The sequence below is a fragment of the Roseburia sp. 831b genome, assembly GCF_001940165.2.
Taxonomy (GTDB): Bacteria; Bacillota; Clostridia; order Lachnospirales; family Lachnospiraceae; genus Roseburia.
Map to the genome: position 1 here is coordinate 2,139,396 of NZ_CP135162.1, position 26,034 is coordinate 2,165,429.

Below are 26,034 nucleotides of genomic sequence, written 5' to 3' on the forward strand. Positions count from 1 at the left end.
TCTTTTCTTTAATAGTAGTGAATCTGATTCCCGCTTGCGAGCGTAGGTAACAATTTCATTCGTCACTAGCTTACCACTTCACCTAGATAACATTATACACAACTATCGCTCATTTGACAGTCAAATCTTGAAAATTTTTTCATTTTTTGTAAATTTTTTTCGTTTTTCTTTCTTTTGTGACAAAAGTACTATATTTTCAAGTCATTCTATATGCAAAAGTTATGCCCGCAAAATCCGGTACGCCTGCTCTAGCCTTTTTTCAAACTGTGAATAAAAGTCTGCCTGCATATCATACGGTTTCAGATAAAAATTATGGAGTAAAAACATATTCAGCGTTTTTACAAGCTCCTCATCCTGCTGTGCTGCTATCACCGCCTGTGCTTCCTTGCGAAGTCTGTACCATGCCATTGCAAATGCTTCATACCTGGTCCGATCTGGAATGTTCAGCCATTTTCCTACTTTTACCTTCGAGCAATTCTGTTTTTCACATTCGCCTGTCTGCAAAATATAGCTTACTTTTCCATCTTCATAAATCCTTCCTAATGGAAAAAGCCTGCATATCCCCGGCCGGAACGCATGAATCTTGCAGCGCCCCTCCTGGTTTAAAAAAACGCATGCCCCATCCGTCTTTAAATGTGGCAGAATCATTCCCTCTTCCACACCAAGTGCTATCTCCTTCGAAAGAAGTGTCTCAAACTCCTTTTCCAATCCTTTTGTCAGGAAAAAAGCATCATACGGGTCAACTTTTACCGTATCTGCCATATCCCTGCAACAGGAAGAACAGCCCGCGCAGTCGTTACAACTTACCCGTACCATATCATTCCAGCCATATATTTTTCCATCCGAGATTTCTGCTAAATCCCTCTGCATATTTCTTCCTACCTTTTCTAAATCATTCCTGCCCACTGACAGTTTCTTCTATTATAATTGCAAACTTTTTCACGGTCAACCGCTAGCCAATTCTCGCAGAGCATTTTTACACTATTGGAACAAAATTGGCTTGTCATTGTGTAATTTGCCAGTAGGAAAACTGTAAGCAACCCTTTGACACCCGAATCCTATTACATAAAGAAAAAAGGGAGTGTGAAAAATTTCACACTCCCAAATTGCTACCTATTCTTAGTCTTCAAAAGGAATAACAGCTCCATCGTATTTTTCATTGATGAAATTCTTGATTTCGTCTGATTTTAATACGTTAACAAGTGCTTTGATTCCTTCGTTGTTCTCATTTCCTTCTTTTACGGCAATGACATTTACATAAGTTTTTGCTGCTTCGGAATCAGATTTTTCATAAGCAAGCGCATCTTTTCCAACAGAGAAACCAGCCTCTAATGCATAGTTACCATTTAAAACTGCGTAGGAAACTTCGCCAAGTACGTGAGGAATCTGTGCTGCTTCTAACTCTTCAATCTTGATATTGTAAGGATTTTCTGCGATATCGTTCACAGTTGCCTCTAATCCTGCGCCATCTTTTAATTTGATGATGTCGTTATCCTGTAACAGTAAAAGTGCACGTGCTTCGTTTGTTGTATCGTTTGGAACTGCAATAACATCGCCATCTGCGATATCAGCAAGATCTGTCTTTGTTCCTGGGTAGATTCCAAATGGTTCGTAGTGAATACCACCGGCATTTACAAGGTGTGTTCCTTTTTCTTCATTGAAGCTATCCAAATATGGGATGTGCTGGAAGTAGTTTGCATCAAATTCGCCGCTCTCTACGACTTCATTTGGCTGTACATAGTCATCAAACACTTTTATCTCTAAGTCCCATCCCTCTTTTGCCAAGATGTCTTTTGCTTCTTCTAAGATTTCTGCATGAGGAGTTGCGGATGCTGCAACCTTAATCACTTTGTTTTCTGTGGTCTCGGATGCTGTTTCTGTTGCTGCAACATCGTTTGTGCTGTTGTCTGCTGCTGTGCTGTTATCTTTTGCACTGCTTCCGCATCCTGCTAATACTCCAACTGCTAATACTCCTGCTACAATACTTGATAATACTTTCTTTTTCATAATTATAATCCGCCTTTCTGCGAAAGGCACCAATGCGTCATGAAACACTTTGGCTAACTTCCGCTTTTCTAATTTATATTCCTTCTGATATTATTTACCTATAAGACTGACACACTACAGAACACGTGGAGGTGAGTGGCGGGGCTGTATAGCGGCGACCTCGTATAATTATTTGTTGTCGGTCATCCGTTAAGGCATCAATGATTGGCGCATAACGTAGCCCGTAAACTTATCTCTTCCAAAGTCGACTCGATTTTGCCGGATGACCAGTCACTGTCAGTTTTATAACGCTAAATCATCAGGAGGTACTTTTATTGTCGTTTAAAATTCTCAAAAATAACTGTTGTGGTCTTGACGTCCACAAAACCTGGATCTATGCCTGTATCGGCATAACTGATTCCCTGAAACGTACCGAGTATAAAGAAGCCCGCTTTTCTTCCTTTACCAAAGGTCTGCAGGAGCTGTGTGACTGGCTTTCCAAATACAACTGTACGGATGTCTGCATGGAATCTACCGGTAAGTACTGGATCCCTGTTTTTAATGTTCTGGAGAAGAATAACATCTGGGTTACTCTTTCCCACCCCAAATATACCAAACCGCAAAAAGGCAACAAGACTGACCGCAAGGATGCTAAATGGATTTGTGACCTATATATGTGTGGAATGGTAAAACCTTCCTTTATTCCACCGGCTGACATCCGTGAATTAAGAGATTTAGTAAGATACCGTTTCAAACTCACTTGTATGATCACCGGTGAGAAGAATCGTGCTCATAACTGTCTTACTGTTTCTAACTTAAAACTGGATGATGTCTTTTCTGATATATTTGGTAAATCCTCCCGTTCCATTACGGAACAGATTTTACAACACCCTGGGGAAACATTTGATGTGTCACCTTTTGTGGATAGCAGATGTAAGACTCCTACCGAAGAAATACAAGCTGCTGTTGATGGTGCCATATCCAAACAACAAGCTGTAAAGCTCAGACAATGTTTAAATCACATTGATGAATTAGAAATGCACAAAGTAGAAATAGAACGGGAAATCTTTCGTCTCAGTGATAAGTATGAAAGCATTCTCAATCTTATACGAACCGTACCTGGATTCGATAAGACCCCAATGACTGCTATTCAGGTGCTTTCTGAAATCGGAGGTGATATGTCTGTCTTCCCCACAGCTAAAAACCTCATATCATGGGCTGGATGTTGTCCCCGTAATGATCAAAGCAATCATAAAATCAAATCCACTAGGATTTCCCGTGCTGGTTCTTATTTTAAACCAGTTTTGGTGCAAGTTGCAAATGCTTTAATCAAATCCAAGAAACACCCAGAATTTACAAACCGTTATCGACGTATAAAAGCACGTCGTGGTCACAAGAAAGCTATCATTGCCATCTGTCGTATGATCCTGACCGCTATCTGGCACATACTCACAGATCTAAAACCATATACGCCTGAAGGTTTTCTTGAATCGCGACCTGTGAATAAATCCAAAGTATTGACTACTTCACAGGCACTTAATTTAATGAAGCAGCGAGGCTACATTATCAAAGATGATGTTGTTCCTGTTACCTGATTAGGTGTTGTGTATATATTCAATTTTTAAAACCGACTGCTTAGGCGGTTTATTTGCTATGCTCTTTATTTTTAGGCTGTCCTCTACTTGTTTGTTTCAAACTTTTTCTCTCCTTCTTTTTTGTTATGTAAACCTCTTTTGTAGATGTTTCTCGAAATCATTTTTTCGTAGAATAAAAGCTTTTGCTTTCTGTCTGGCTATTTTCTTCGGTCAAACTTTGTTGCGACCTTCATTCCGATTGTCTGGAAAATCTGAACCAGCGCAACCAGTAATACTACGCAGACAATCATGATATCTGCTTCATAACGATAATATCCGTATCGGATTGCAATATCGCCGAGTCCGCCACCGCCGACAACTCCTGCCATGGAGGAATATCCAAAAATCGTTGCAAATGCAATCGTAACGCCTGTAATCAGAGAGGTTCTTGCTTCTACTAAAAGAACCTTGGTAATGATTGCAAAATTTCCGGCTCCCATGGATCTTGCTGCCTCAATGACACCTGCATCCACCTCTTTGATGGAGGATTCTACCATTCTTGCAATAAACGGTGCTGCCGCAATTACCAATGGCACGATGGTTGCTGTGGAACCATAACTTTTTCCAACCACAAATCTGGTAAATGGAATCAAAAGCATCAGTAAAATCAAAAACGGAATACTTCTGACAATATTTGCGATAAAGTCCAAAATCTTGTATACAACCGCGTTTGGCCGGATTCCTTCTTTATCCGTTACCGCTAAGACAATTCCCATTGGAAGTCCTAACACATAACCCACTAAGGTAGAGACCAAGGACATATAGAGTGTCTCCCCGATTCCTTGTATCAGCATTGTTACAACTTCGCTACTCCACATCGTCGGTCACCTCCTCAATCTCTAATCCTTTATCTAACAGATATTGCTCCATGTCCTGTAACAGTGCCTGATCTGCGGACAGTCCAAGAATCATTTCGCCTTTTGCAACACCATTCACATTTTTGGTATCTGCTTTTAAAATGTTAACCGGTATTCCAAATTTTAAAACCATGTTCGCAACTACCGGCTCAAATGCGGAATTCTCTGAGAATACGATTCGAAGCTTTTTATCTCCTTTTAAAAGTTCCTGCTGTCTTTCCTCTCCATTCCAGGAAGCCGTCTGCTGTCCTGAAATATCCTTGATAATCAGCTCTCTTGCCGCCTTTGATTTTGGATGATTGAAAATGTCTTCCACCGTTCCCTGCTCCACCAAGCATCCTTTTTCCACGATTGCAACATGGCTGCAAATCTCCCGAACCACAGCCATCTGGTGTGTGATGATGACAATGGTAATTCCAAACTTCTGGTTGATTTCCTTTAACAATTCCAGAATAGAGGATGTGGTCTGCGGATCAAGTGCGCTGGTTGCCTCATCACAAAGAAGAATCTTTGGATTCGAGGACAACGCTCTCGCAATGGCAACCCTTTGTTTCTGTCCACCGGAAAGCTGTGCCGGATATGCCTTTGCTTTTTCGGTTAAACCTACTGTCTCTAACAGTTCGTATGCTCTTTTTCTTGCTTCCTTTTTCTTAACTCCCTGTAACTGAAGTGGAAAACAGATGTTGTCAATTACATTTTTTTGCATCAGCAGATTGAAATGCTGAAAAATCATTGCAATCTCGCTTCTTTGTTTGCGAAGTTCCTTTTCACTCAAAGAGCCAAGGTCTACTCCTTCAATCAAAACTTCTCCCTCGGTCGGACGCTCCAAATAGTTAAAGCATCGAACCAGGGTACTTTTTCCAGCACCGGACATTCCAATGATTCCGTAGATATCACCTTTTTCAATCGAAAGGTTGATATCTTTCAGTGCCTCTACTTTCAACTCTTTCTGGTTAAAAACCTTCGAAAGATGTTTTACTTCGATTTCTGCCATATCGATATCTCCTAACTAAAAAAGCAGATACACACAATTGCATGCATCTGCTTCCTTCTATCTTGCAAAACTTATCAGTTCCGCTTTAAGCCGGGACAGCCAGAGGCAGGCAAAGAACGCATGCACATCATACCACAAGAGCACTCGCACATGGTGCTCATCATTTCATTCATCATGGTTGTCATCTGTCTTTTCATTTCTTTTGTCATCCTCATAGCTGACTCTCCTTTCTCTTTCTTTTCTCACACACTTTTTATTCGTGCGTGTGTTTCATTTGATAGTTGTATTATAGCAAGGCTTTCAAAAAAGTGTTAATACATGAAATTGATAGTTGGGTATAGGTAAAACCTATACTTAAAACTATTACATGACCTTTTCTTTGTATTTTTTCAGTTCTTCGATATAAAGTTCGCCTAAGTGGCTTACTTTCGCACCTTTTCGCTTGATATAGCCAATCCGCATTTTCTCCGATTCCTTTAGCGGAATTGCCAGATAATCGCTGCCGTTTAGCTCCTCACAGACAATTCCGGAACAGAGCGTGTAGGCATTTAAGCCAATCATCAGATTCAAAAGCGTTGCCCTGTCATTTGCCTTAATCAGACGTTTGTATTCGTAGGTACTTTTCATCTCCTCCGCAAGATAAAGGGAATTATTTTTTCCCTGGTCAAAGGACAGACATGGGTATTCGTCTAATTCTTCCATTGTGATAACCTTCTTTTTGGCAAGGGGATGTCCTGACCAAAGGTAAACATAGGTATCACACTGGAAAAGTTCGATGAACTCCAGACTGTTTTCTTTGATTATTTTGGTCATAACTTTCTCATTAAAGTCGTTTAGATAAAGCACACCCAGTTCACTTTTAAAATTCTTGACATTGTCAATGACATCATGGGTCATCGTCTCGTGCACCGCAAATTCGTACTGCTCCATACCGACTTTTTTTACAGTCTCGACGAAGGCTTTGACTGCAAACGTGTAATGCTGCATCGAAACACTGAACTTTTCTTTGGTCTGTTTTTCGATGTAGCGCGATTCCAGCAAACCAAACTGCTCCTTTACCTGCCTTGCATAACCTAGAAATTCTTCCCCTTCCGGTGTAATCACAATTCCCCGGTTAGAACGCAGGAAAATCTGAAAACCAATCTCTGCCTCTAATTCTTTCATCGCCTCCGATAAACTTGGCTGCGAGATAAACAACTGCTTTGCTGCCTCGTTCATGGAACCGCTGTCCGCTATCGTCAATGCGTATTTTAACTGTTGAAGTGTCATTCTTTTTCTCCGCCTTCTTTATTTCTGAAAATACCAATCCTATATATGGTAACATATCTTACCTGGTTGTTCTATTTTTTTACGAAAAAAATGCATTTACGTCAAATATTTTCTTCTCTTTTCTGCATGTCTGTAATAGAAAAACATGAGAATACTGCAAAGAATCCACCCTGCCGGATATGCAAACGCCACCGGATAAATACCTCCGATAAAATGTGCCGTCAATGCAAGGTAAATCTGGCGGAAAACAACAAACGAGCCTAACATAATAAACATCGGACCATTTGCATCCCCCGCACCACGAAGTGCTCCTGCGTGAATCTGATTGAAACAACAGCATACGTAAAACGGTGACATAAAATGAAGAAAAATTCTTCCAAAGTGAAGCACCTTCGCATCTCTCGTAAACATCATGATTGCAGGTGTTGCTGCGATATTTAAAAGAATTGTCAGCACAATCGTAACACCAAGTGATAGGTAAAGTGCCGTTTTCATTCCTTTTCCTGCACGTTTGTCATCATGCGCTCCCAGATTTTGACCTACAAATGTAGTTGCAGCAAGTGACAGGCTCTGCATCGGCAGAATCACGAACTGATCAATCTTAGAGTACGAGGTCCAGCCCGCCATACAGGAGGAACCAAAATGATTGATATAAGACTGTACAAACACATTGGAAAAAGATGTCACAGCCATCTGCAAGCCTGCCGGAATTCCGACGATACAGATTTTCTTTAAAATCTCTTTTGTCAGGCATAAATCTCCCCAATTCAGACGGTATACATCTTTTGTCTTTGTCAGAACCCATAAGACCATAATTGCAGAAATAAGCTCCGACAAAATGGTAGCGTAGGAAACTCCTTCAATTCCCATTCCAAGTCCAACTACAAAAAGCAAATCCAAAACAATATTGATGACAGAGGAAAGACACAAGAAATAAAGCGGGCGCTTCGAATCCCCAACTGCACGTAAGATTCCTGAGCCCATATTATAAACCATAAGTCCCATCAGACCTGCAAAATAAATTCTTAGATATCTCGTTGACTCCGCTACTACATCTGCCGGTGTTTTCATGAAAGATACCATAAAAGGAACCATCAGAATTCCAATCACGGTAAACAAAATTCCAAGTAAAAACGTCAGAAGAACCGTCGTGTGAATCGCCTGGTGCAATTTCTTTTCATCCTTCGCCCCAAAATAATGGGAAATCACAACGCCGGCACCGGAGGACATTCCAAGGAAAAATCCAACTAACGTGTTAATAACCGGCCCTGTCGAGCCGACTGCCGCAAGCGCCTCGCTGCTGACAAAATTTCCAACAACAATGCTGTCCACGGTATTGTATAATTGTTGAAAAAAATTTCCGATTAATAATGGTATGGAAAAGAGAACAATGTGTTTCCAGATTGTTCCGCTTGTCATATCTCTCGTATTACGCTTTTCTTCCATTTCCCACTCCTGCTAAATCCTTTTTTTACAAATATCGGCAAGACAGCACCGGTCACAGTATGGTTTCGTCCTTGCCGTACAGACGGCACGCCCATGCTCCACGAAACGATGACACAAATCATTGCCTTCTTCCAGCGGAACAATCTTACGAAGTTCCATCTCTACCTTCTTCGGGTCTTTTATCCCATCTACCAAACCAATCCGGTTTGCCAGGCGAATACAGTGTGTGTCTGTTACAATCGCCGGTTTTCCAAACACATCCCCCATAATCAGATTTGCGCTTTTTCTTCCGACACCGGGAAGTTTTAGCAAAGCATCAAAGTCGTCCGGCACATTTCCGTTATATTTTTCACAAAGCATCTTCATACAGGCACTGATATCGCGCGCCTTACTTTTTCCAAGACCACAGGGACGCACAATCTGCTCAATTTCGTCTACACCGGCTGCTGCAAGTGCGGCCGGATTTGGAAATTTTTCATATAAATCCTGTACGACAACATTCACCCTTGCATCCGTACACTGGGCTGCAAGCCGAACACTGACTAAAAGTTTCCACGCCTGATCATAATCAAGACTGCAGGATGCATCCGGGTATTCTTTTTTCAAACGATCTATCACTTCTAATGCCAATTCTTTTTTTCGCATTGCATCTTCCACCTTTCACTTCTTATTTTATGTGCACTTGTCAAGAACCCGATGGAATCCGAATCAGACGTATTTCTCCATCGACCTCTGCTTTTGTAAGAACCGTTATCTTTTTCTTGCGAAGCAAATGCACAACCGGATATGTCTCCCATACGGTTCCATCAACGTAAACCGCCTCCGGTTTCTCCGCTAACAGTTCCTTGCACTTTTCTTTTTGAAGCTGCTTCCAGTCCTGTTTTTCTAACGCAACCTCGTCATACCCTTGCTCCGATGTCAGCTCTGGAATATCGGAAAAAGACTTTCTTACCATTTTTGCCTGTTCCATCCCCGGAATCTCCCGCAATAATTTTTCCATTTGCGGGTCTAACTCACAATCTTTTGTCACCGTCACAAGTACCGGCTGGAACCGGTACTCCCTCTGACTGATTTTACATGCTTCGATGGCATCCTCTAAGGTATCGACCGTCATCAAAAATCCGCCCTTATGGCAAAAAGATGCACTCTTCAATCCACTCTCTTTTTGGAGTTCCTCCTTCTCTAATCCAAGCCAGCGTTCCGGGAAACTACATTTGTAGTTCATAGAGTGTTCCCTTTTCTGTGGTTGTATACAGTATCCACCACGATTCGATGGAAATACGACAAATTCAATTTCTGTTTCCTTTAATTTCTTCTGGCAAGGCACAAACTCTTTCAACACCAGTATCTTCTCTTCTCCAGGCTTTTCTCCCTCTAAAACCGCCTGCTCATGCTGCAACAAAACACGTTCGACCTGCTCATCTGCACGCCCGTTTGCCTGATACTTTAAAAATTTGTGTTCCAAAATCTTTCCAGCAACACCCACTGCTTCGAAAAAGGAGTCATCGCTTCCCCCTTCTTCGTCCCAGGATGGGTTAAAACTTCCAATCAACGATGCAAGCTCATTCTTCTCTCCCGTATTATCATTGCAATCAAGCGGCTGCACAAATTCCTCGTCAAACTGTCCGGCAAGTTCCTCCCCTAAAATATCCGCGCCAAGTGCCTCCCACAAAAGTCCAAATGCGGCATACGGCACTCCGTTTTCCCGGATTCTGCTATCCTTTTGATGGTGGTCAAACGCACCTCTTCCAATGTCATATACAAGTCCTGTAAAATCATCCGGCACCTGATTTTTTCTTAAAATTTTAATTTGGGGATTTATATAAAAAAGCAACGCAGTCGAAAACACATCATCTGCATGAAATTTTCCGCCATGCGTCAACGCAACCGCATTGGATTCCTTTATCTGTTCTATCATCTGTCTTTCTCTCTTTTCTATTTCTGTCAGCTGAAAAAAGAGCAACCGCAGTCGCTCTTTTTTCTAACTTTTTTTAGTCTTCTATTGCTGCTGTTTCTTTTAAACGTTCCAGTGCTTCAAACGTATCATCAATCGCTCCGGAAAAGCTTGTAACACTATCATGTAGGTGTTCCATATCTTCTTTTCCTGCTGTTGTACTTGCCGAAATCTCTTGTGAAATTCCTGACAATGTTGTGATACCATCTACAATCACCTGGTTTGCATTCAGTACTTCCTGTACTTCCTCGCTCACCGTCGTCATATTCTCAACCAAAGAATTGACATCTTCCTCCACGACAATAAAGCTCTCGTGAACGACTTTTACCTTTTCTCTTTGGACATCTATGCTTTCCACCGCCGTCTTTAACTCGGTCTGTGTCGCATTGGTAATGGAAATCAGTTCGTTCATAATTTCCGTAATCTGCTCCGTAGAAACCTTTGTCATCTCCGCTAACTGCCGGATTTCGTCCGCAACAACCGCAAAACCTTTTCCTGCTTCCCCTGCACGCGCTGCTTCAATTGAGGCATTGAGCGCCAGAAGATTCGTCTGACTTGAAATATTTAAAATCGCATCGGTAATGCCGGATACTTTGTCCACATGTTCAGCCAGTTTCTCGATGGTCTTGGAAATCTGAACCGTCGATTCATCCACAATAACCGATTGTCTTGCAAGTTCATCGGATTCGTTCTTTCCATTTTCAATAATATGCTGTAACTTTTCTGTGGTATCCAATGCACGGACTGCAGTGTCGTTGGTATTTCCCAATCGTGCCTGAATCTCATTTGTTTTCTCAGTCTGCACAATGGTCTGGGATGCACTGTTACTGGAACCATCTGCGATAAAATTCATTGCAACCTGAGTATTATCAATTGTGGATGAAATCGCCGCAAGGTCTTTTCTTACTTCTGAAAACTGTTCATTCACATTATTGACAATCTCCTCAACCTCAAGTGCAACCTGTAACTGCTTTTCTGCCTTGCTTGCAACTGCATTTGTCTCTTCATCTGAAAATTCAATCAGACGTTTTACCGCCTTGCATCCACCAAATACACACATAAGCAGACACGCAATTACCAGGTTCAGACGGTTCAGCTGGTCCTGCCCATCTGCCGGATTCAACATCTTAATGCGAATAATCTTCGTAATAATAAATACCAGTGTCGCCCCGGCTCCCCAGATAATCAGGTATTCATTCAGATAAACCGCCAAAGAAAGAAGTACCGGAAAAATTAACATCATCGTACTCGGCGGCTGTAAAAAGGAAATGATGCCAAAGCCAATACCAAAACCGGCTGCAATAAAAATCTCCGCTTTTCTTGTCTCAATATACTTCTTGGTAAACACGGTTGTGATTGCAAACCAAACCACAAAAAACGATGTGAATATGACTTTCTCTATCATATTCTGTTCTTTTGACGCTAAAATAATTACAATAAAGAAGAAATATGCCATTGCAACTGTTGTCGAAGTCGTAATATTGGCACGTCTCATCTGGTCTGGCGTCAAATCTTTTCTCATTAATTTTATCATGCGTGCACCTCTCCCTTTTGATCTGTATTTTTACTTTTTCACTTTACCAAACCACCTTAGCTTGCTGTATCATAACATAAAATTCCCGCTTTCCGCAATAATTTGCGCAAAAACGGGAATTTTTTTACCAAAAAGGATAACGCTGTCAGACTTTCGGTGCTTACTCGCCTACCTCTACCAATTCAATTTTAAAATTCAGTTCTTTTCCTGCCATCTCATGATTTGCATCAAATGTAATGGTCGTCTCATCTTTTTCTACAACTTTAACCGGAATCGGCTGGTTTAATTCATTGGTCAGGTATACCTGTGCTCCCACCTCTAAATCCTCTGCACCCGGAAGCTCTGCGATGGTCACGCCAAAAATATTGCGCGGGTCAGGCTGTCCGTATGCTTCCTCCGGCATTAAATGGATGTCCTTGATTTCGCCGACTTCCATATCCTTTACCGCTTCATCAAAGCCTTTAATCATCATGCCCGCACCGCAGATGAATTCCAATGGTTCGCCACGGTCGTAAGAAGAGTCAAATTTGGTTCCATCATTAAATGTTCCTGTATAGTGTACCTTGCATGTTTTATTTTCGTTACTCATTCTGTTTCCTCCAATGTGTTTGTTCTATTGTGATTTGGGTATAAAAATCAACGGTATCATAGCATATCCGCCGCAAAACGTAAATGCTCCAATTTAAACCCCTATTTCATTTCCAGCACAATCGGACAGTGATCCGAACCCATAACGTCTGTCAGAATCTTTGCATCTTCCAACCGGTCTTTCAAGCACTCTGACACACAAAAATAATCGATACGCCATCCTGCATTCTTCTCTCTCGCCTTAAAACGGTAAGACCACCAGGAATAAACGCCTTCCTGATCCGGATAAAAATAGCGGTAAGTATCGATAAAACCTGCCTCTAAAAGCTCTGTAAATTTCTGCCGCTCCTCGTCCGTAAAACCAGCATTTTTCCGGTTTGTCTTTGGATTCTTTAAATCAATCTCTTTGTGCGCAACGTTCATATCTCCCGTCACAACAACCGGCTTTGTTTCCTCTAACTTTTTCAGATAGGCACGGAAATCATCCTCCCATTGCATGCGGTAATCTAAACGTTTCAATTCATTCTGGGAATTCGGTGTATACACGGTCACAAAATAAAAATCTTCAAACTCACAGGTAATCACACGTCCTTCCTGGTCGTGCTCCTTAATTCCAATCCCATAATGCACGGACAGTGGTTCTTTTTTGGTAAAAACAGCGGTTCCGGAATATCCCTTTTTCACCGCAGAATTCCAGTATTGATAATATCCATCTAACGCTAATTCCAACTGCCCTTCCTGCATCTTCGTCTCCTGCAGACAAAAGATATCCGCATCTATTTCGTTAAAAAAATCTAAAAATCCTTTTTGCACACAGGCACGTATTCCATTGACATTCCATGATACAAATCTCATTTTTTCTACACCTTTCTTTTTCACATATAAAAAAGAATCCTGCTTGCAGGATTCTCCGCCTGCGGCGGGTCGCATTTGCGACATTGTTCAACTCACCGGCAACACCTGGCCATCATGCTCTTTTCCTATCATACCATGAATTTCTCCTTCTTAAAAGAATCGAATTGTCCTTACAAAATAACAACATTTTCCAGATACTTCACCTCTTCCACCTGTTTTAGCCGAATCGAGAACTCTGCAATCTCTTTTTCAAAATATTTTGTAATGTTCTGGTTTCCGTCATACTTTTCTTGTATGAGCAGCTGAAAACAATTATACAACGTATTTTTTAGTTGAATCTCATCTTTTTCTTTCAGCAACGTAAACAGATTTTGATAATCTGTGTCTGTTGCAGCCGTCCCCATTCTCTTTTCTATCATCATGTTTCCTAACAGGTGACGCACCACAACACTTCCAATGTTAAAAAACTGCTCCTTATACTCTGAATCAAACCGGTAAAGCAGAGGACAAATGTACTCCCTTGGCAGTTTTTGCAAAAAAATCTGTTCCGTATAAATTGCTTTCACATATACCGCAATTGCATCGATTCCCTGCAGTTTCTGGTCAACATTCAAAACCGGATAATCCATTGTGATTCTGGTATGCTGCGGTGCAAAAACCGGATCATAATACTGGAAAAATCCGTAGATTGCCTTCTCCACGGTGTCTTTTAAAATGTCATTTCCATAATCGTAAAAAAATGACATTAATTCGTTATACATTTCCTGCGTTTTCTTAGCCTTTTGCATCACTGCCTCAAAGCCTAGCTGATATGCCTCCTTTGCCGGAATTCCCTTTTGTTTTGCAGGCATATTCTCTTGCAGCTGTTCGAATTCGTCAATGCAAAATAAAACCGCACCCATAAACTGCTGCGCTTTTTCATAACTTATGGATGTACTCTCCGTCGTTGTAAACCTCCGGCTTAACTGCGCCACAACGGGCAGCAGTTCCTCCATCTCATACCTCATCTTCAACCGTTCTCCTTCTCCTTTGCTCCCTCAAAAAACGTTCCCCACCGACACGTATGGCTCTTGCCATCTTCTCTAGTATGGTTTCTTCCAGATAATCAGCACTTCCCTGGCATTCCCCATTGAACGCCTCTTCCATAAAAGAAAGGAGTTCCTCATCCGTCAGCGTATCCATCGACTCATTTTTATATTCATAAAAAATATCCATCAGCCGGCCTAGCGTCTCAACATAATTGTCCTGGTAAAGATACGGCGAATCATAAAACGTATCGATAATCTGTGGCAAAATCCCTGCTCCAAACTCCACCCGCCTCTTTTCCATCAGAATGTTCTTTCGATCCGCCAAAAGCACCCTTGCATCCGCTTCCGATAACGCCAATCCGTAGGATTTCGTCTTTTCATTTAGACGAAGTACCCTTGCCAGTTCCTTTTTTTCATCCCATAATTCCACCCCAAAATCTTGTTCCATCATTCTAATGCACCTTCCCTTCTCCTTACGGTTTGCCTATTATACGATGACCTCTACCGCTTTACAAGCCTTGAAAAATTGGGCATTTTATGGTAATATAAGTTATGAAAAGAGGCAGAAATTTATTTTTTTGCCCCTTTTTTCTTTTTCCCTTCTTTTGATTGTAAAAGTTCTTTTTTACATATTTTTCATTATTTTTGCCTTTTTTTGTATATTTCGCTGTAAAACAACACTTTAATGTGGTAAAATAGAACTATATTATTGATGATTTTGGGAGGGACTTATGAAACAGACTATTAAAATATGTAATACCGCTTCCTTTTCCGAAGCACTCCAATCCGTTGCATCTGCAAACCTGGTTATTTTAATTGCACCATCTCCTATTTTTGATGACTGTGCAAGCAGCATGAAGCTTGCTCTATCTGACGTTCCAAACATTGGAATTTGTGGTCAGGGGTATGCAGAGTCCAAGGACCATCCGGAAGATATCATGCTCGTTGGCTTTTATGATTGTCATGCTGTGGTTGATGTCATCCAGGATGCGAATCAGCCTATCTTATCCGTGGATTCCCTTATGCACCATGTAACCAGTCTTGCTGGGAATAAATCGAATACCGTCTGTCTGGACTTTACGACGGGAAACGACAGTGTGATTGTCACCACTTTTAATGCCTGTCTGAATGAAAAGCAGATTCCTTTGATTGGTGCAACCGCCTGGGATAATAAAGTAAGCTGCAATGGCATTGTCTACCAGAATGCCTGTGTCTATGCCTTTCTTACAAATAAAACCGGTTCTATCCGTCCATATAAGGAAAACATTTACTGTATTGACGAAACAATGCCTGCTTTTACCGCCACAAAAATTGATGCGGCAGCACAAAAAATTGTGACACTGGATAATCAAAAGGCATCCTCTGTCTACCAGAATGCCTTGCATATCAGTGAAAATGCCATTGAAAACCAGACCTTTCAAAATCCGATTGGTCGTCTTGTCGGGGATGACATTTTCATTATTTCAGTAAAAAACAAATGTCCGGATGGCAGTCTGGAATGCTACAAACGCGCAAACCCGATGGATGCATTAACCATTTTGCAGCTTGGCGATTATGAAAAAATTATTCAGGAAACCGTCTCACAGATCAAACGTGATTTTCCAAAGCTGAGCGGTGTGTTTTCCATCAACTGTATTCTGCGTTATCTGATGTTCCAGGATTTACATTATTGGGATGATTATTTAAAGACAATGAATCAGCTTGGCACACACATTGGCATTGTCGGCTGTGGGGAACATTTTCTGACGCAGCACGTAAATCAGACTATGACTTGTTTTGCATTTGATTAATACATGCGCATACTAAGAAAGGAATGAGAAAATCTATGAGTATCTTTCGTAAAAAAAATGACACTGCTGAACAGCATTTTGCCGTGGCACCGGGAAAACCTAATTATGTCAACCATGATGCTGCCGTAAAACAGCTTGCATCTTATCAGAAAAAACAAATGGACGCTGTCCTGAAAGAAGATTTTAAACTGACACAGGATATTAAAAATATCCGAACCGAGTTTGACTCTGTTACTGGAAATATGAGTGCTTTAGATGGCATCATCAGCAATTTCAAGCATAATTTCCATGATTTGCTAGAAACGGTAAATCAGTACCGGGAGTACCAGTCACGCGTTCACAATTCCATTCAGACGGCACAAAACCGCGTTACTAATTTTACCCAGGAATCTTCCGAAATCAGGAACCGTTTTGACTTACTTGACAGCTCTTTTACTGAATTAGAAGAAGCTGTGGAAAATATCGGATTGTGTGCAAAAAGCATTGAAAATGTGGCTGCCCAGACAAACCTCCTTTCCTTGAACGCGAGCATTGAAGCTGCAAGAGCCGGGGAAGCCGGAAAAGGATTTGCCGTTGTTGCAACAGAAGTACAAAGCTTGTCCGGTGAAATCAAGCAGCTTGTCAATCAGGTAAATTCCAGCATTGAAATGGTAAACAAATCCATCGAAAAAATGAATCTTTCTGTTACCTCCAGCAAGGAAATGATTGTAGAAAATCTCGAAAACACAACCAAAATTGATGAAGATTTTGCTGCAATTACAGCGGAAACCGATGAGCTAGAGTCCATCAACAGCTCCATTGAATCCATGGTGACAAAATCCAACGATGAACTTGGAAATATCACAGAATTTATGGATTCCTCCAGCCAGTCTTACGCTTCCGTTGCAGCCTGCATCAAGGAGATGGAGAATAACTCCAAGACAAAGGGCATCATGTATGAGGATATCAACAATATCATCCAGCAGTTTGAGACGCTTTCGTAACAACACGAAAAAAGAGTTTTTGCACCATCTGACTTCACTCAGTCGTGCAAAAACTCCTTTTTTATCTATTCTGTTTCTATCCTATTCCGCCTCTTCAAATTCAACCGTATAACCGGATTCCTCCGTCACATCATTTTGAATCAGGTGCTCAATCATTTCTTTTGCATTTTGGGATGCTTTTTCCAGGATGCCTTGATCTATTGCACGCTGCTCCATGTCATCCTTGCTGACAGCATCAAAACTTTTTACATCCTCCACCTTGATGGAATTGAACAATCCGTCTTTTTCATCTAAAACCTCGACACTGTCATCATCGATATCATTCGATAAAATCTTAGCTTTTGGAAGTTTGACCACAATTTTCTTTTCCGTATCGTCTGCCTCTTCCGTTACCTGAGTGATATCCACGCCTGCCTTAATGACGCCATCCCATTTTACAACAAATGATTTTGTGGTAAATTCGAATGGAAGTTCTTTTCCAAATAATTTCTTCGGATCTTCAAACTTTGCCGCATCCGTATATAGGTATTCCACCGTGGCAAGTTCCCCTATGTCCTGAATCTCTGCATTTATGACACTGATATCAACTTGTTTGGATGCTTCCTCATAAACGGCAACCGGGTCGGATAATCGGTCCACTTCCCCTTCTAATTTCTTTATCTTTACGGTGGAATAAGCAATAAAGATAACCGCCGCTGCTAAAACAAGCAGCCATACGAGAAACTTCATTTTTCTTTTCTTATACTTTATCATCACATCTAATCTCCTCTTTTGTTTTCTCTTTTCCAATACCGGAAAAATGCCTCCTCCTGTTCCGACCGGATGCCATATTTTCTTCTCGCTATGTAGAATTTTGACTTCCAGGTCGATGTCTGTACCGGAATTGTCACGATATTATGAAGACGTACGATATCCATGTACGGCAAAACCGAAATACCAAAGCCGTTCTCCACCAGCCCCGTGACAACCTCAATTTCTTCTGCCGAGCACACCGGTTTTACCTTGATTCCTTCCTCCGCGAAAATCTGTTCCTGTAAGGAGCGAAAACCGCTCGTTTTGGAAAACATAATCTGTGGATATTTTGCCACCTCTTTTAAAGAAACCGTATCTCTTTTTTCAAGCGGATGTCCTTTTGGCACCACTGCTGCAATATACGATTCTAAAATCGGATAATACTCTAAATCCTCTGATTTTAAAAGATCTGAACAAAAGCCAATGTCATATTTTCCGTTCAAAAGCCCTTCCGCAATCTCCGGTGTCATGCGGTTATAAACGATAAACGGAAATGTTGCGCCAAATTCCCGCAGCATCCGCGGAATCGTTCCCGGTGCCAGCGGATACACGGTACCAATCCGCACCGTTTTCTCCTGATTCTTAAGTCCTGCTGCCCGCTCCTCCATCCGTAAATAAGCGTCAAGAATCTCCTCCACATCCTGCATCAATTCTTTTCCATATTGGCTCAGGCTCACATTTCGTCCCTCTCTTAAGAAAAGTGGAACTCCATACTCCTCCTCAAGTGTCTTGATTGCATGACTAAGACCCGGCTGTGAAATGTTAAGCGCCTTCGCCGCTTTTCCATAATGCTGCACCTTCGCCAGCTCTGCAAAATATTTCAAATATTCAATATTCATCTGCTTCCTCTGCCTTCATTCCAGCGTTCGTTCTTGATATTACAATTTCCTCTAAAATTGTTTCTTTTTTCATTCTATCATGTTTCATTCAATTTTAGAATCAATTTATTCAAAATAATCATTTGTTTTTATCAATCGTATTCCATATAATAAATAGCGTTTCAAATATATATCGGATTTCGAAACTACAATTTACAGTTTTTCATGTTATCTATCAGGAAAGAAGGATATTTTACTTATGAATACAAAAAGATTTTACCTTGCCGGAGAGGCAGCTCTTTTGATTGTTTTACTGATTAATTCACTTGGCGTGGATTTGATGTCCAAAAGCGGATTTGGAATTTCAACCATTTCCTCTGTGCCACTCATCTTTAGCACTGCCTTCCCGGTTTTCAGTTTTGGCACATGGAATTACATTTTTCAGACTCTTTTGGTTATCACACTGATGATTCTAAAACGTTCTTTTTGCCCCGGCTACCTGTTCTCTTTCGTAGTCGGACTTGGATTTGGAAAAATGATTGACGTACACAACGCATGGCTTGGGGCTTTGCCAAACTCCTTACCATTCCATACTTTCTACTTTATTGCAGGATTTCTCTTAGTATGTTTTGGTATCTGCCTTGCAAACAACTGTATGCTCCCAATTATTCCCACAGACATTTTCCCTCGTGACCTGTCTGAGATTTTAAAGAAGAATTATAAAAAAATAAAAACCACCTTCGACCTTTGCTGCCTGACAACAACCGTCATTCTGTCCCTTACAATCCTTCACAAATTTTACGGAATCGGCGTTGGCACTGTTTTCTGTGCATTTTTAACCGGTAAAACGGTTTCCGTTGTCCAGAACTTCATCGGCAAACATGTGGAATTCTACCGCATTACAGGAAACAGGAACGTGCATTTTAGTTAAAGCTGCTAGGAAAGTAACTTTTTCCTAACCAATGGAAAAAATCACCTTTGCCCCCTTTTCTCCATTGGTTAAAACCAGCTCTCCGTGATGTTTTTTTGCAATCTGCTCCACAATATAAAGTCCCATTCCATAATGGCCATCCATGCTTCTCTCGTTCTTCGCACGATAGAACTTCGTCTTAGCATATTTTAAATCTTCTGCGGAAAATCCGGCTCCTTCATCTTCCACAGATACCGACCATATCCCCTTCTCCACACACGAAGCCAGATAAATGTTTCCACCTTCTTTGGAAAACTGGACGGCATTATCCACAAGATTTAATAATGCACGCATGCATTGCTGTCGATCCAGTCGCATCCTGGTGCCACTCGGATGATAATCAAGGACAGCCTGAATATGTTTCACCTTACATAACTGCTTTGCCTGTTCCACAAACTCTGACCAAAAATTGTCAATCACCGTCTGCTCCATCTTCACTTCAAACTCATTTCCCTTGGAAATTTCCAAAAGATCCACCACGTAATTTTGAATTCTTTCCACATTACCGGAAATCGAATTTAGATAATCGGATTGTTCCTCCTCTAATTCTGTCTCTGCGAGCAGTTCTGCATTTCCACGAATAATGGTGAGCGGCGTCTTGATGTCGTGGGCAAGTGCTCCCATCTGTTCCTTTTGCATCTGTTGCAGCTGCCACTGGTTTTGCAACGACTCTTTTAAATCATCGCGAAGGTCTTTCAGCGAATCCACAACCGTGTCTAATTCCTTTACACCCGTATAGGAAATCTCAAATTCCAGCTCCCGTTCCTTAATCTGATCCGCCATCTGTTTCATTGTCTCAATTTTTTCAGAAAGCTTTTTCGCCATTTTGACAGACTCCGCTAAGATTCCTCCTAACACCAAGACCAGGTACAGTGGAATCGCGATGCGTTCTATATGTGGAAATACGCTTCGTAGAACATCAGACGAAAACTCTGCATAGACATAACAGGAAAATACATATGTTTTTTCAGATGTTCTCAAAATGCGAATCTGTTTTTTATTGCTATTTTGTGATAGGGTTTCCGATTGTGAATCTTTTAACAATGCCACAGCACTCTTTCTATCCTTATTCGAAAGCGTTGACTGCAACACATTTTTATCGGAGTCAAGTACCGCATAGCTGATTTCTTTTGGAATCTCCCCCATATCCAGCGTCCCATTTTTTTGAATGGATTCCATGTACTGATCCACCTTCTTTGGATAATAATCCGCTGGCAGAAATAAATGATTGATAATCCCAATTGCCCATAACGCTACGTACCCAATTGTAATTACCACAACACAGACCGCTACCTTTATCAGATAGGTCAGAAACAGCTGGCGAAGAGACATCCCGGAACGTTTCCGATTCTTTTTTCTTATTTCCACTTATATCCTACCCCCCACACGGTTTCAATGGAATTCAATCCAAATGTCGCTAACTTTTTTCGAATATTTTTGATGTGCTCCGTAATTGCAGACTCATCGCTCTCGCCTTCATACCCAAAAACATGCTCATAAATCTGTTCCTTGCTATAAACCTGCCCGTGATGTCTGGCAAGAAACAGCGAAATCTGATACTCGCTTTTGGTAAATGGAATCCTGGTATGTTCCACATACGCTTCCTCTTTTTGCAGGAAAAAACGGACACCGTCCACTACCAGGCTCTGTGTGTGTTCTCTGGTCTCTCTTCTAATGTGCGCGTTCACCCTAGCCCGCAATTCCTGAATGGAAAATGGTTTCCTGATATAATCATCTGCCCCTAGCGAAAATCCAAATGTGACATCCTCCTCCATACTCTTAGCCGTCAGAAAAAGAATCGGACAATCCACAATATCCCGAATTTTGGAACATACCTCAAATCCATCTGTGCCCGGCATCATCACGTCAAGCAAAATCAAATCATACCAGCCAAGAGCATCCAGCGGTATCTGTGCCGAATCTGATATTACCGTCACCTCATGACCGTCCTTTTGTAATGCTTGTTTTATGATTTTTAAAATCTCTGGTTCATCATCCACTGCAAGGATTTTCGACATCTGCATTCTCCTTTTTTATTCAAACGTTTTCCTGCCTTCCCATCTTTTCACCCAGCCAAAAAACAGCAGATGGGCAAGAATCAATTCAACTACAATTATAAATGGTAATGGTGTTATCTCATTTTGAAGAACCATTCTTAATTCCATTATCTTTTTTGTATAGGGCTGGTCAATGAAATACAACACATTTGCCCCTCTTGCTCCCATTGCAAATGGCATAAACTTCCAAATGCCGTCCCCTAGCCCTGTTAAAAATACCATACTCATCACAGTCTCACAGATTCCGGCAAGCAAATTGATGCTGTTGCCCAAACATAAGAACAGGAAACTATGAAAGATATAAATTATTATATTCGAAAACATCACAATGGAAAAGATACCAATCAGACATTTTATAGAGGCACCTTTTCCAACAATAACTTCAAACAATCCCATAAGGATAAGTTCTGCCATCATTCCCATACCATTCAAAAGCAGCAGTTTTGCCAACACGGCGCTTTCCCGATTCACCGCAGATAACATATTGAAAAAATTATTTTCTTCTTCCTTCTTGAAAATCAGGTTCACCACCAATGAAATCATAAAGGGAAACGCTGCCTGCATCAAAACATAATAGTTCACAAACTGCTCTTGTAGGGAAAACTGTCTTACATGAAAGTATTCCAATATTAACGCAGCTGCAAATATGGGGGCAACAACATGGATTGGAAAAAAGATTCCTCTTTTATTTTTTATCAGTTCACTCCGAATATTGTTTTTCAAATGCTTCATAACAAAAATCTCCTACTTTTTATTGGCAATCTCTTTTTGCAAGCTTTCCCGTTATCCATGCAAAAAGGAAACATAAAATCATCGACAATAGCACAAGCACCGCAATGGCAGTATTCGAAATAATAAAAGCCTTACCTGCCTCATCGACCCAAAGTCCATTTACCATAATGCCAAGTACCTGATACATTGCTCTATTGCACCAGGTCATCGGGAAAAGATACCAATATGGCTTTTCCACGAAACCAGCTCCTATTAACAATGAGATAACGCTTACTAACATCACAACAATCACATTGTATTTTTTTGCAAGAAACATATAGATGGGTATTTTATAAAGAGATAACAGGCTCATCACAACGGCCGCCACAATCATCTGACCGAATCCAAATTCCAAGCTATGATAAATGGAATTCGTGGCCACTATCAAAATTACAACGAGCAGGGCACTCACGGTTGCATACCAGGCAGCCAGAAAGATTTTTGCTGTCCAATATTTTTCAAAGGAGACCGGCGACGCCAGAATGTTCCGGTAATCCAGTTTCTTTTTCTCTTTTTCCTGAATCTGGCTACAAATAATTGCAATCACAACGCTAAAAATAAAAACATACCACCAATTCATTGCCACACTGTAAAAAAGTACCCCCGCAAATACGGAAAGTACCATATTGACAAGAGGTGCAATCGCTACAAGTCTTTTTCCCATGGTTCTTTTCATTTTCAAATTCTCTGTATACAATAAATTACGCATGGCTCTTTGCTCCCTCCTTGACGATGTCTAAAAACAACTGCTCAAGATTCTGCCCTTGATGATTTGCCTCTTGATATCTTAATTCCCCATCCATAATAATGCCGATATCATCCGCAATTTGTTCCACCTCCGACAAAATATGGCTGGAAAGAATCACTGTAATGCCATGCTCGGTGAAAGAGCGAATCAGCTGACGTAACTCCTGGATTCCCAATGGGTCTAATCCATTCGTCGGTTCATCCAAAATCAAAAGACTTGGCTCATTTAACAGGGAAAGTGCTATTCCTAGCCGTTGTTTCATTCCAAGGGAAAATTCCTTAGCCCTCTTTTTCCCGGTATTCTTAAGCCCCACAACTTTTAAAACCTCCGGTATTCTACTCTTTTCAAGCCCCAATGCGCTCACTTGAACCAGCAAATTTTCCTCTGCTGTCAGATTGTCATAAAGTGGCGGATTTTCAATCAAGGCAGAAATTTTCCACAAATCATTTCTGCTCCATTTATGTCCATCAAAAGAAATCTCCCCTTTTGTAGGCGTCAAAATACCCGTAAGCATCTTTAGCGTTGTTGATTTTCCTGCTCCGTTCGGCCCTAACATGCCATAAACTGTATTTTTCCTGACACGAAGATTTACCCCCTTTACCGCCGTATTCTTCTTAAAAATCTTGGTAAGGTTGTTTGTTTCCAATAAAATTTCACTCATTATTTTTCCTCTCTTTCCTCTTCATCCTCTTTTTCGTTTCTAAAATTCAGGTGAAGAATCTTGGATGTTCTATTTTCATGATAAAGGGAATTTATAAGGAAATGATAAGGAAACGTAAATTTTATTATGAAAATTGGGGGAGCAAAAAAAGAAGCCCTTTGACAGGCTTCTTTTCCTCTATGCAAATCTTCGTACACGAACACGATCCACACATTTATTTAAAATAACCGTATAAAACGATGCAGCAACATTAATACCCACACGAAGCGCCACTGCCATCGGCATGCCAAACAGTGATGATGCAATCGCAAGTGCACCAAACGTATTAAACGCTGTCTGCCACTTGTAACCCGCAGAATAACCGACGCCAATTCCACCGATAATGCCAATCATGCTATACATGGATTCTGGTAAAACCAGATACAACACAATGAAAAGTGCACAACCCACGATATTGAACAATCCTCTGTCTTTTGCTCTCGGTGCACAGTCTTTTGTAAAAGGCAGACAAACTGACATACAGGCAATTCCCGCCCACATAGCACGTGGCAAGCCAAGCAGTGTCACAATAAGCATGGCACTCGACACAAGAAATGTTAATTTTACATACCACAGATTTCTGGCGGAACAGATATCAAATTCCCGGAACAAATCCAAAAATGTTCTACGATATAGCCGGTTCTTCTGATTTTTGTAAAAAACGGCCATGCAAATTACCATACCCACCAATAATCCAATCAAACGCATCTGATAGGCATGTCCATTCACATCATATCCATACAGCAACAGGTATCCAAGTACAAATGTCGAGTGATTATACATAATTACATTGTGACATCCCAAAATCATCAGCAGGAAAATGCAAAATGCATTTACCACAAATGCACCAAACGGTGGCAGACTATTTGCCAGACGCGGTCCCGCCATCAAAATTGCAAAAATTCCCGCTATGGAAATCAATCCATGCGTTGTCCTAATTCCAAAATCTGCCTGTCTTTGCACAAGAAGTGCTAATAAGACAGTTACAGCAACAACACTGTTCTCATTTCCGGTCCATTTACTATATAAGGTCACCACGGCAACACAAAACGCCATAACCAGATATACTTTGAAGTTGTATATCAGGATGTGGCGTCTTTTTTCTTTTTTGTCGGTCGTGCTTCGAATCAACTGCTTCGAGCCGACTTCAACCTATAATTTGGGCTGAACTCTAACGCTACGTGCCCAACACCTTTATATTCAAGTTTTGCAATATTATCCTTCACTATATCTCTGACATATGCTTCTGTATCATTGTAAATAACCTTACCAAACGCAATATGATATGGACTAATTGAATTTAATTCTTCAAGTATCTTTTTATCAAATCCTATAGCAAGACCTTTTCCGTTTTGTGCATACCCTCTCCATTGGCTTAACTGATCTTCACTTTCTGAAAAACAAACACCAAATGTTCTAGTTGAAAAATTACTTTCTACTCCATTATCATACCAAACTTTCCATGCTTCTAACGCTTGCGTATCATTACATAAGTATTCTTTTATCTTTTCATTTACGCTTTCTCTACAAGCCACACATTCTCGATAATCATTTGATTTTTCAATATCGGACAGCCATAATTTTGCATTTTTTATAATGTTGAAAAAAGTTTCTGTACTACAATAGTGGTATAATATTTCTTTTTCATGTTTTATTCTTTTATCTGTTCTTTCTTTCATAGAACCACATATTCTCCCATAATATAATTAGTGGTAGCTTCTAATTAGTACACAAAAAATGAGATATTTCCTTGAAATAGTATATAATAAGCAAGAGGATTAACTCATTATACCACGTGAGAAATCGCACCTTTCAAAGAAATTCAAGTTAAATGCTATCCACTATCGCAATGAATATTTTAATTTAATCCAGGTTGAAGTTGCCAAAAATCTCAGTATAGGCGTCTAAAGTTCCGGACACCATGTCTCTTCTTCCGAAATGCTGAAATTTTTAGGTGTGTCCCGCTCTGGATATCGTCCTTTTCTTAATCAATAATTATCTGCAACCAAGTAATATCCGGAAGCTGTCAAAAAGAGAATCCAGACTATCTATGATAATTCCAAACAAAATTACAGTGCTCCTAAAATCCCCCTGGTACTTCCCGAAACAAATGAAATGCCCAACACACTGTATGTAAATACATGCGTGAGAAAGGCAAGCAACGCTACAATCAGGCTACCAAAGGACATCAACAATGCTAATATCCCGATGAAAATCGAAATAATCTCATAAGCCGTCATCGGCGCCACATCTACACTCC

27 protein-coding genes are annotated in these 26,034 nt (G+C 40.8%); 4 read left to right on the forward strand and 23 right to left on the reverse strand.

Features of this window, described 5'->3' with window-relative positions; translation table 11 throughout:
- Nucleotides 1-219 precede the first annotated feature (219 nt).
- Nucleotides 220-870, reverse strand: a complete 651-nt coding sequence (locus BIV16_RS09685; RefSeq protein ID WP_075680996.1) for a YkgJ family cysteine cluster protein — start codon at nucleotides 868-870, stop codon at nucleotides 220-222.
- Nucleotides 871-1,119: 249 nt separating this feature from the next.
- Nucleotides 1,120-2,007 carry a MetQ/NlpA family ABC transporter substrate-binding protein gene (locus BIV16_RS09690; protein WP_075680626.1) on the reverse strand — a complete coding sequence of 296 codons (888 nt, stop codon included), beginning with the start codon at nucleotides 2,005-2,007 and terminating at the stop codon, nucleotides 1,120-1,122.
- 314 nt (nucleotides 2,008-2,321) lie between these two features.
- Here BIV16_RS09690 and BIV16_RS09695 point away from each other — a divergent pair, with 314 nt between their 5' ends.
- Nucleotides 2,322-3,581 (forward strand): IS110 family transposase, encoded by a 1,260-nt coding sequence (locus BIV16_RS09695; protein WP_075680103.1) that lies wholly within the window; start codon nucleotides 2,322-2,324, stop codon nucleotides 3,579-3,581.
- Between the two features lie 197 nt (nucleotides 3,582-3,778).
- Here BIV16_RS09695 and BIV16_RS09700 read toward each other — a convergent pair whose 3' ends face one another.
- The 11 genes from BIV16_RS09700 to BIV16_RS09750 form a co-directional block, all read right to left on the reverse strand.
- Nucleotides 3,779-4,438 (reverse strand): methionine ABC transporter permease, encoded by a 660-nt coding sequence (locus BIV16_RS09700; RefSeq protein WP_075680627.1) that lies wholly within the window; start codon nucleotides 4,436-4,438, stop codon nucleotides 3,779-3,781.
- Nucleotides 4,428-5,471, reverse strand: coding sequence for a methionine ABC transporter ATP-binding protein (locus BIV16_RS09705; RefSeq protein ID WP_075680628.1), 1,044 nt, complete (start codon nucleotides 5,469-5,471; stop codon nucleotides 4,428-4,430). The genes BIV16_RS09700 and BIV16_RS09705 overlap by 11 nt, the downstream gene beginning before the upstream one ends.
- A 363-nt stretch (nucleotides 5,472-5,834) precedes the next feature.
- Nucleotides 5,835-6,740: a LysR family transcriptional regulator gene (locus tag BIV16_RS09710; RefSeq protein WP_075680629.1), complete on the reverse strand. Its 906-nt coding sequence runs from the start codon at nucleotides 6,738-6,740 to the stop codon at nucleotides 5,835-5,837.
- 96 nt (nucleotides 6,741-6,836) lie between these two features.
- Nucleotides 6,837-8,186, reverse strand: coding sequence for an MATE family efflux transporter (locus BIV16_RS09715; RefSeq protein WP_075680630.1), 1,350 nt, complete (start codon nucleotides 8,184-8,186; stop codon nucleotides 6,837-6,839).
- Nucleotides 8,187-8,198: 12 nt separating this feature from the next.
- On the reverse strand, nucleotides 8,199-8,831 hold the full coding sequence (locus tag BIV16_RS09720) for an endonuclease III domain-containing protein (RefSeq protein ID WP_075680998.1): 633 nt from the start codon (nucleotides 8,829-8,831) through the stop codon (nucleotides 8,199-8,201).
- A 40-nt stretch (nucleotides 8,832-8,871) separates the two neighbouring features.
- Nucleotides 8,872-10,104, reverse strand: a complete 1,233-nt coding sequence (locus tag BIV16_RS09725; RefSeq protein ID WP_075681000.1) for an MYG1 family protein — start codon at nucleotides 10,102-10,104, stop codon at nucleotides 8,872-8,874.
- A gap of 73 nt (nucleotides 10,105-10,177) precedes the next feature.
- Nucleotides 10,178-11,674 (reverse strand): methyl-accepting chemotaxis protein, encoded by a 1,497-nt coding sequence (locus tag BIV16_RS09730; RefSeq protein ID WP_075680631.1) that lies wholly within the window; start codon nucleotides 11,672-11,674, stop codon nucleotides 10,178-10,180.
- A 160-nt stretch (nucleotides 11,675-11,834) separates the two neighbouring features.
- Nucleotides 11,835-12,263, reverse strand: a complete 429-nt coding sequence (locus BIV16_RS09735; RefSeq protein WP_075680632.1) for an FKBP-type peptidyl-prolyl cis-trans isomerase — start codon at nucleotides 12,261-12,263, stop codon at nucleotides 11,835-11,837.
- Between the two features lie 101 nt (nucleotides 12,264-12,364).
- The gene (locus tag BIV16_RS09740; RefSeq protein ID WP_075681002.1) at nucleotides 12,365-13,117 is read right to left on the reverse strand and encodes an exodeoxyribonuclease III; all 753 of its coding nucleotides are present in this window, start codon (nucleotides 13,115-13,117) and stop codon (nucleotides 12,365-12,367) included.
- Nucleotides 13,118-13,287: 170 nt separating this feature from the next.
- The gene (locus BIV16_RS09745) at nucleotides 13,288-14,124 is read right to left on the reverse strand and encodes a DUF6179 domain-containing protein (RefSeq protein ID WP_075680633.1); all 837 of its coding nucleotides are present in this window, start codon (nucleotides 14,122-14,124) and stop codon (nucleotides 13,288-13,290) included.
- Nucleotides 14,114-14,596: a DUF6323 family protein gene (locus BIV16_RS09750; RefSeq protein WP_242940379.1), complete on the reverse strand. Its 483-nt coding sequence runs from the start codon at nucleotides 14,594-14,596 to the stop codon at nucleotides 14,114-14,116. Before BIV16_RS09750 ends, BIV16_RS09745 begins: the two co-directional genes overlap by 11 nt.
- Nucleotides 14,597-14,876: 280 nt before the next feature.
- On the opposite strand from BIV16_RS09750, the gene BIV16_RS09755 reads away from it, so the two are divergent.
- The gene (locus tag BIV16_RS09755; protein ID WP_075680634.1) at nucleotides 14,877-15,935 is read left to right on the forward strand and encodes an FIST N-terminal domain-containing protein; all 1,059 of its coding nucleotides are present in this window, start codon (nucleotides 14,877-14,879) and stop codon (nucleotides 15,933-15,935) included.
- A gap of 35 nt (nucleotides 15,936-15,970) precedes the next feature.
- Nucleotides 15,971-16,918: a methyl-accepting chemotaxis protein gene (locus BIV16_RS09760; protein WP_075680635.1), complete on the forward strand. Its 948-nt coding sequence runs from the start codon at nucleotides 15,971-15,973 to the stop codon at nucleotides 16,916-16,918.
- Nucleotides 16,919-16,999: 81 nt separating this feature from the next.
- Here BIV16_RS09760 and BIV16_RS09765 read toward each other — a convergent pair whose 3' ends face one another.
- Nucleotides 17,000-17,671, reverse strand: a complete 672-nt coding sequence (locus BIV16_RS09765; protein ID WP_075680636.1) for a DUF4230 domain-containing protein — start codon at nucleotides 17,669-17,671, stop codon at nucleotides 17,000-17,002.
- Between the two features lie 5 nt (nucleotides 17,672-17,676).
- A complete protein-coding gene (locus BIV16_RS09770; RefSeq protein WP_075680637.1) occupies nucleotides 17,677-18,549 on the reverse strand; it encodes a LysR family transcriptional regulator in 873 nt (290 codons plus the stop codon).
- Between the two features lie 238 nt (nucleotides 18,550-18,787).
- Between BIV16_RS09770 and BIV16_RS09775 the strand changes: the two genes are divergently transcribed.
- Nucleotides 18,788-19,459, forward strand: coding sequence for a DUF6198 family protein (locus tag BIV16_RS09775; RefSeq protein ID WP_075680638.1), 672 nt, complete (start codon nucleotides 18,788-18,790; stop codon nucleotides 19,457-19,459).
- 24 nt (nucleotides 19,460-19,483) lie between these two features.
- On the opposite strand, the gene BIV16_RS09780 is transcribed toward BIV16_RS09775, so the two are convergent.
- The 8 genes from BIV16_RS09780 to BIV16_RS09815 all read right to left on the reverse strand — a co-directional run bounded on the left by BIV16_RS09780 (nucleotide 19,484) and on the right by BIV16_RS09815 (nucleotide 26,023).
- A complete protein-coding gene (locus BIV16_RS09780; protein WP_075680639.1) occupies nucleotides 19,484-20,866 on the reverse strand; it encodes a sensor histidine kinase in 1,383 nt (460 codons plus the stop codon).
- On the reverse strand, nucleotides 20,857-21,516 hold the full coding sequence (locus tag BIV16_RS09785; protein WP_075680640.1) for a response regulator transcription factor: 660 nt from the start codon (nucleotides 21,514-21,516) through the stop codon (nucleotides 20,857-20,859). Before BIV16_RS09785 ends, BIV16_RS09780 begins: the two co-directional genes overlap by 10 nt.
- Nucleotides 21,517-21,531: 15 nt before the next feature.
- Complete coding sequence (locus BIV16_RS09790; RefSeq protein WP_075680641.1) at nucleotides 21,532-22,287, reverse strand: lantibiotic immunity ABC transporter MutG family permease subunit; 756 nt, start codon at nucleotides 22,285-22,287, stop codon at nucleotides 21,532-21,534.
- A 19-nt stretch (nucleotides 22,288-22,306) separates the two neighbouring features.
- Nucleotides 22,307-23,035, reverse strand: coding sequence for a lantibiotic immunity ABC transporter MutE/EpiE family permease subunit (locus tag BIV16_RS09795; protein WP_075680642.1), 729 nt, complete (start codon nucleotides 23,033-23,035; stop codon nucleotides 22,307-22,309).
- Nucleotides 23,028-23,735: a lantibiotic protection ABC transporter ATP-binding protein gene (locus BIV16_RS09800; protein WP_075680643.1), complete on the reverse strand. Its 708-nt coding sequence runs from the start codon at nucleotides 23,733-23,735 to the stop codon at nucleotides 23,028-23,030. The genes BIV16_RS09795 and BIV16_RS09800 overlap by 8 nt, the downstream gene beginning before the upstream one ends.
- A 177-nt stretch (nucleotides 23,736-23,912) precedes the next feature.
- A complete protein-coding gene (locus BIV16_RS09805; protein WP_075680644.1) occupies nucleotides 23,913-24,905 on the reverse strand; it encodes an FUSC family protein in 993 nt (330 codons plus the stop codon).
- Nucleotides 24,902-25,453, reverse strand: coding sequence for a DUF2971 domain-containing protein (locus BIV16_RS09810; protein WP_075680645.1), 552 nt, complete (start codon nucleotides 25,451-25,453; stop codon nucleotides 24,902-24,904). The genes BIV16_RS09805 and BIV16_RS09810 overlap by 4 nt, the downstream gene beginning before the upstream one ends.
- A gap of 390 nt (nucleotides 25,454-25,843) precedes the next feature.
- Nucleotides 25,844-26,023 carry a hypothetical protein gene (locus tag BIV16_RS09815; protein ID WP_075680646.1) on the reverse strand — a complete coding sequence of 60 codons (180 nt, stop codon included), beginning with the start codon at nucleotides 26,021-26,023 and terminating at the stop codon, nucleotides 25,844-25,846.
- Nucleotides 26,024-26,034: the final 11 nt, after the last annotated feature.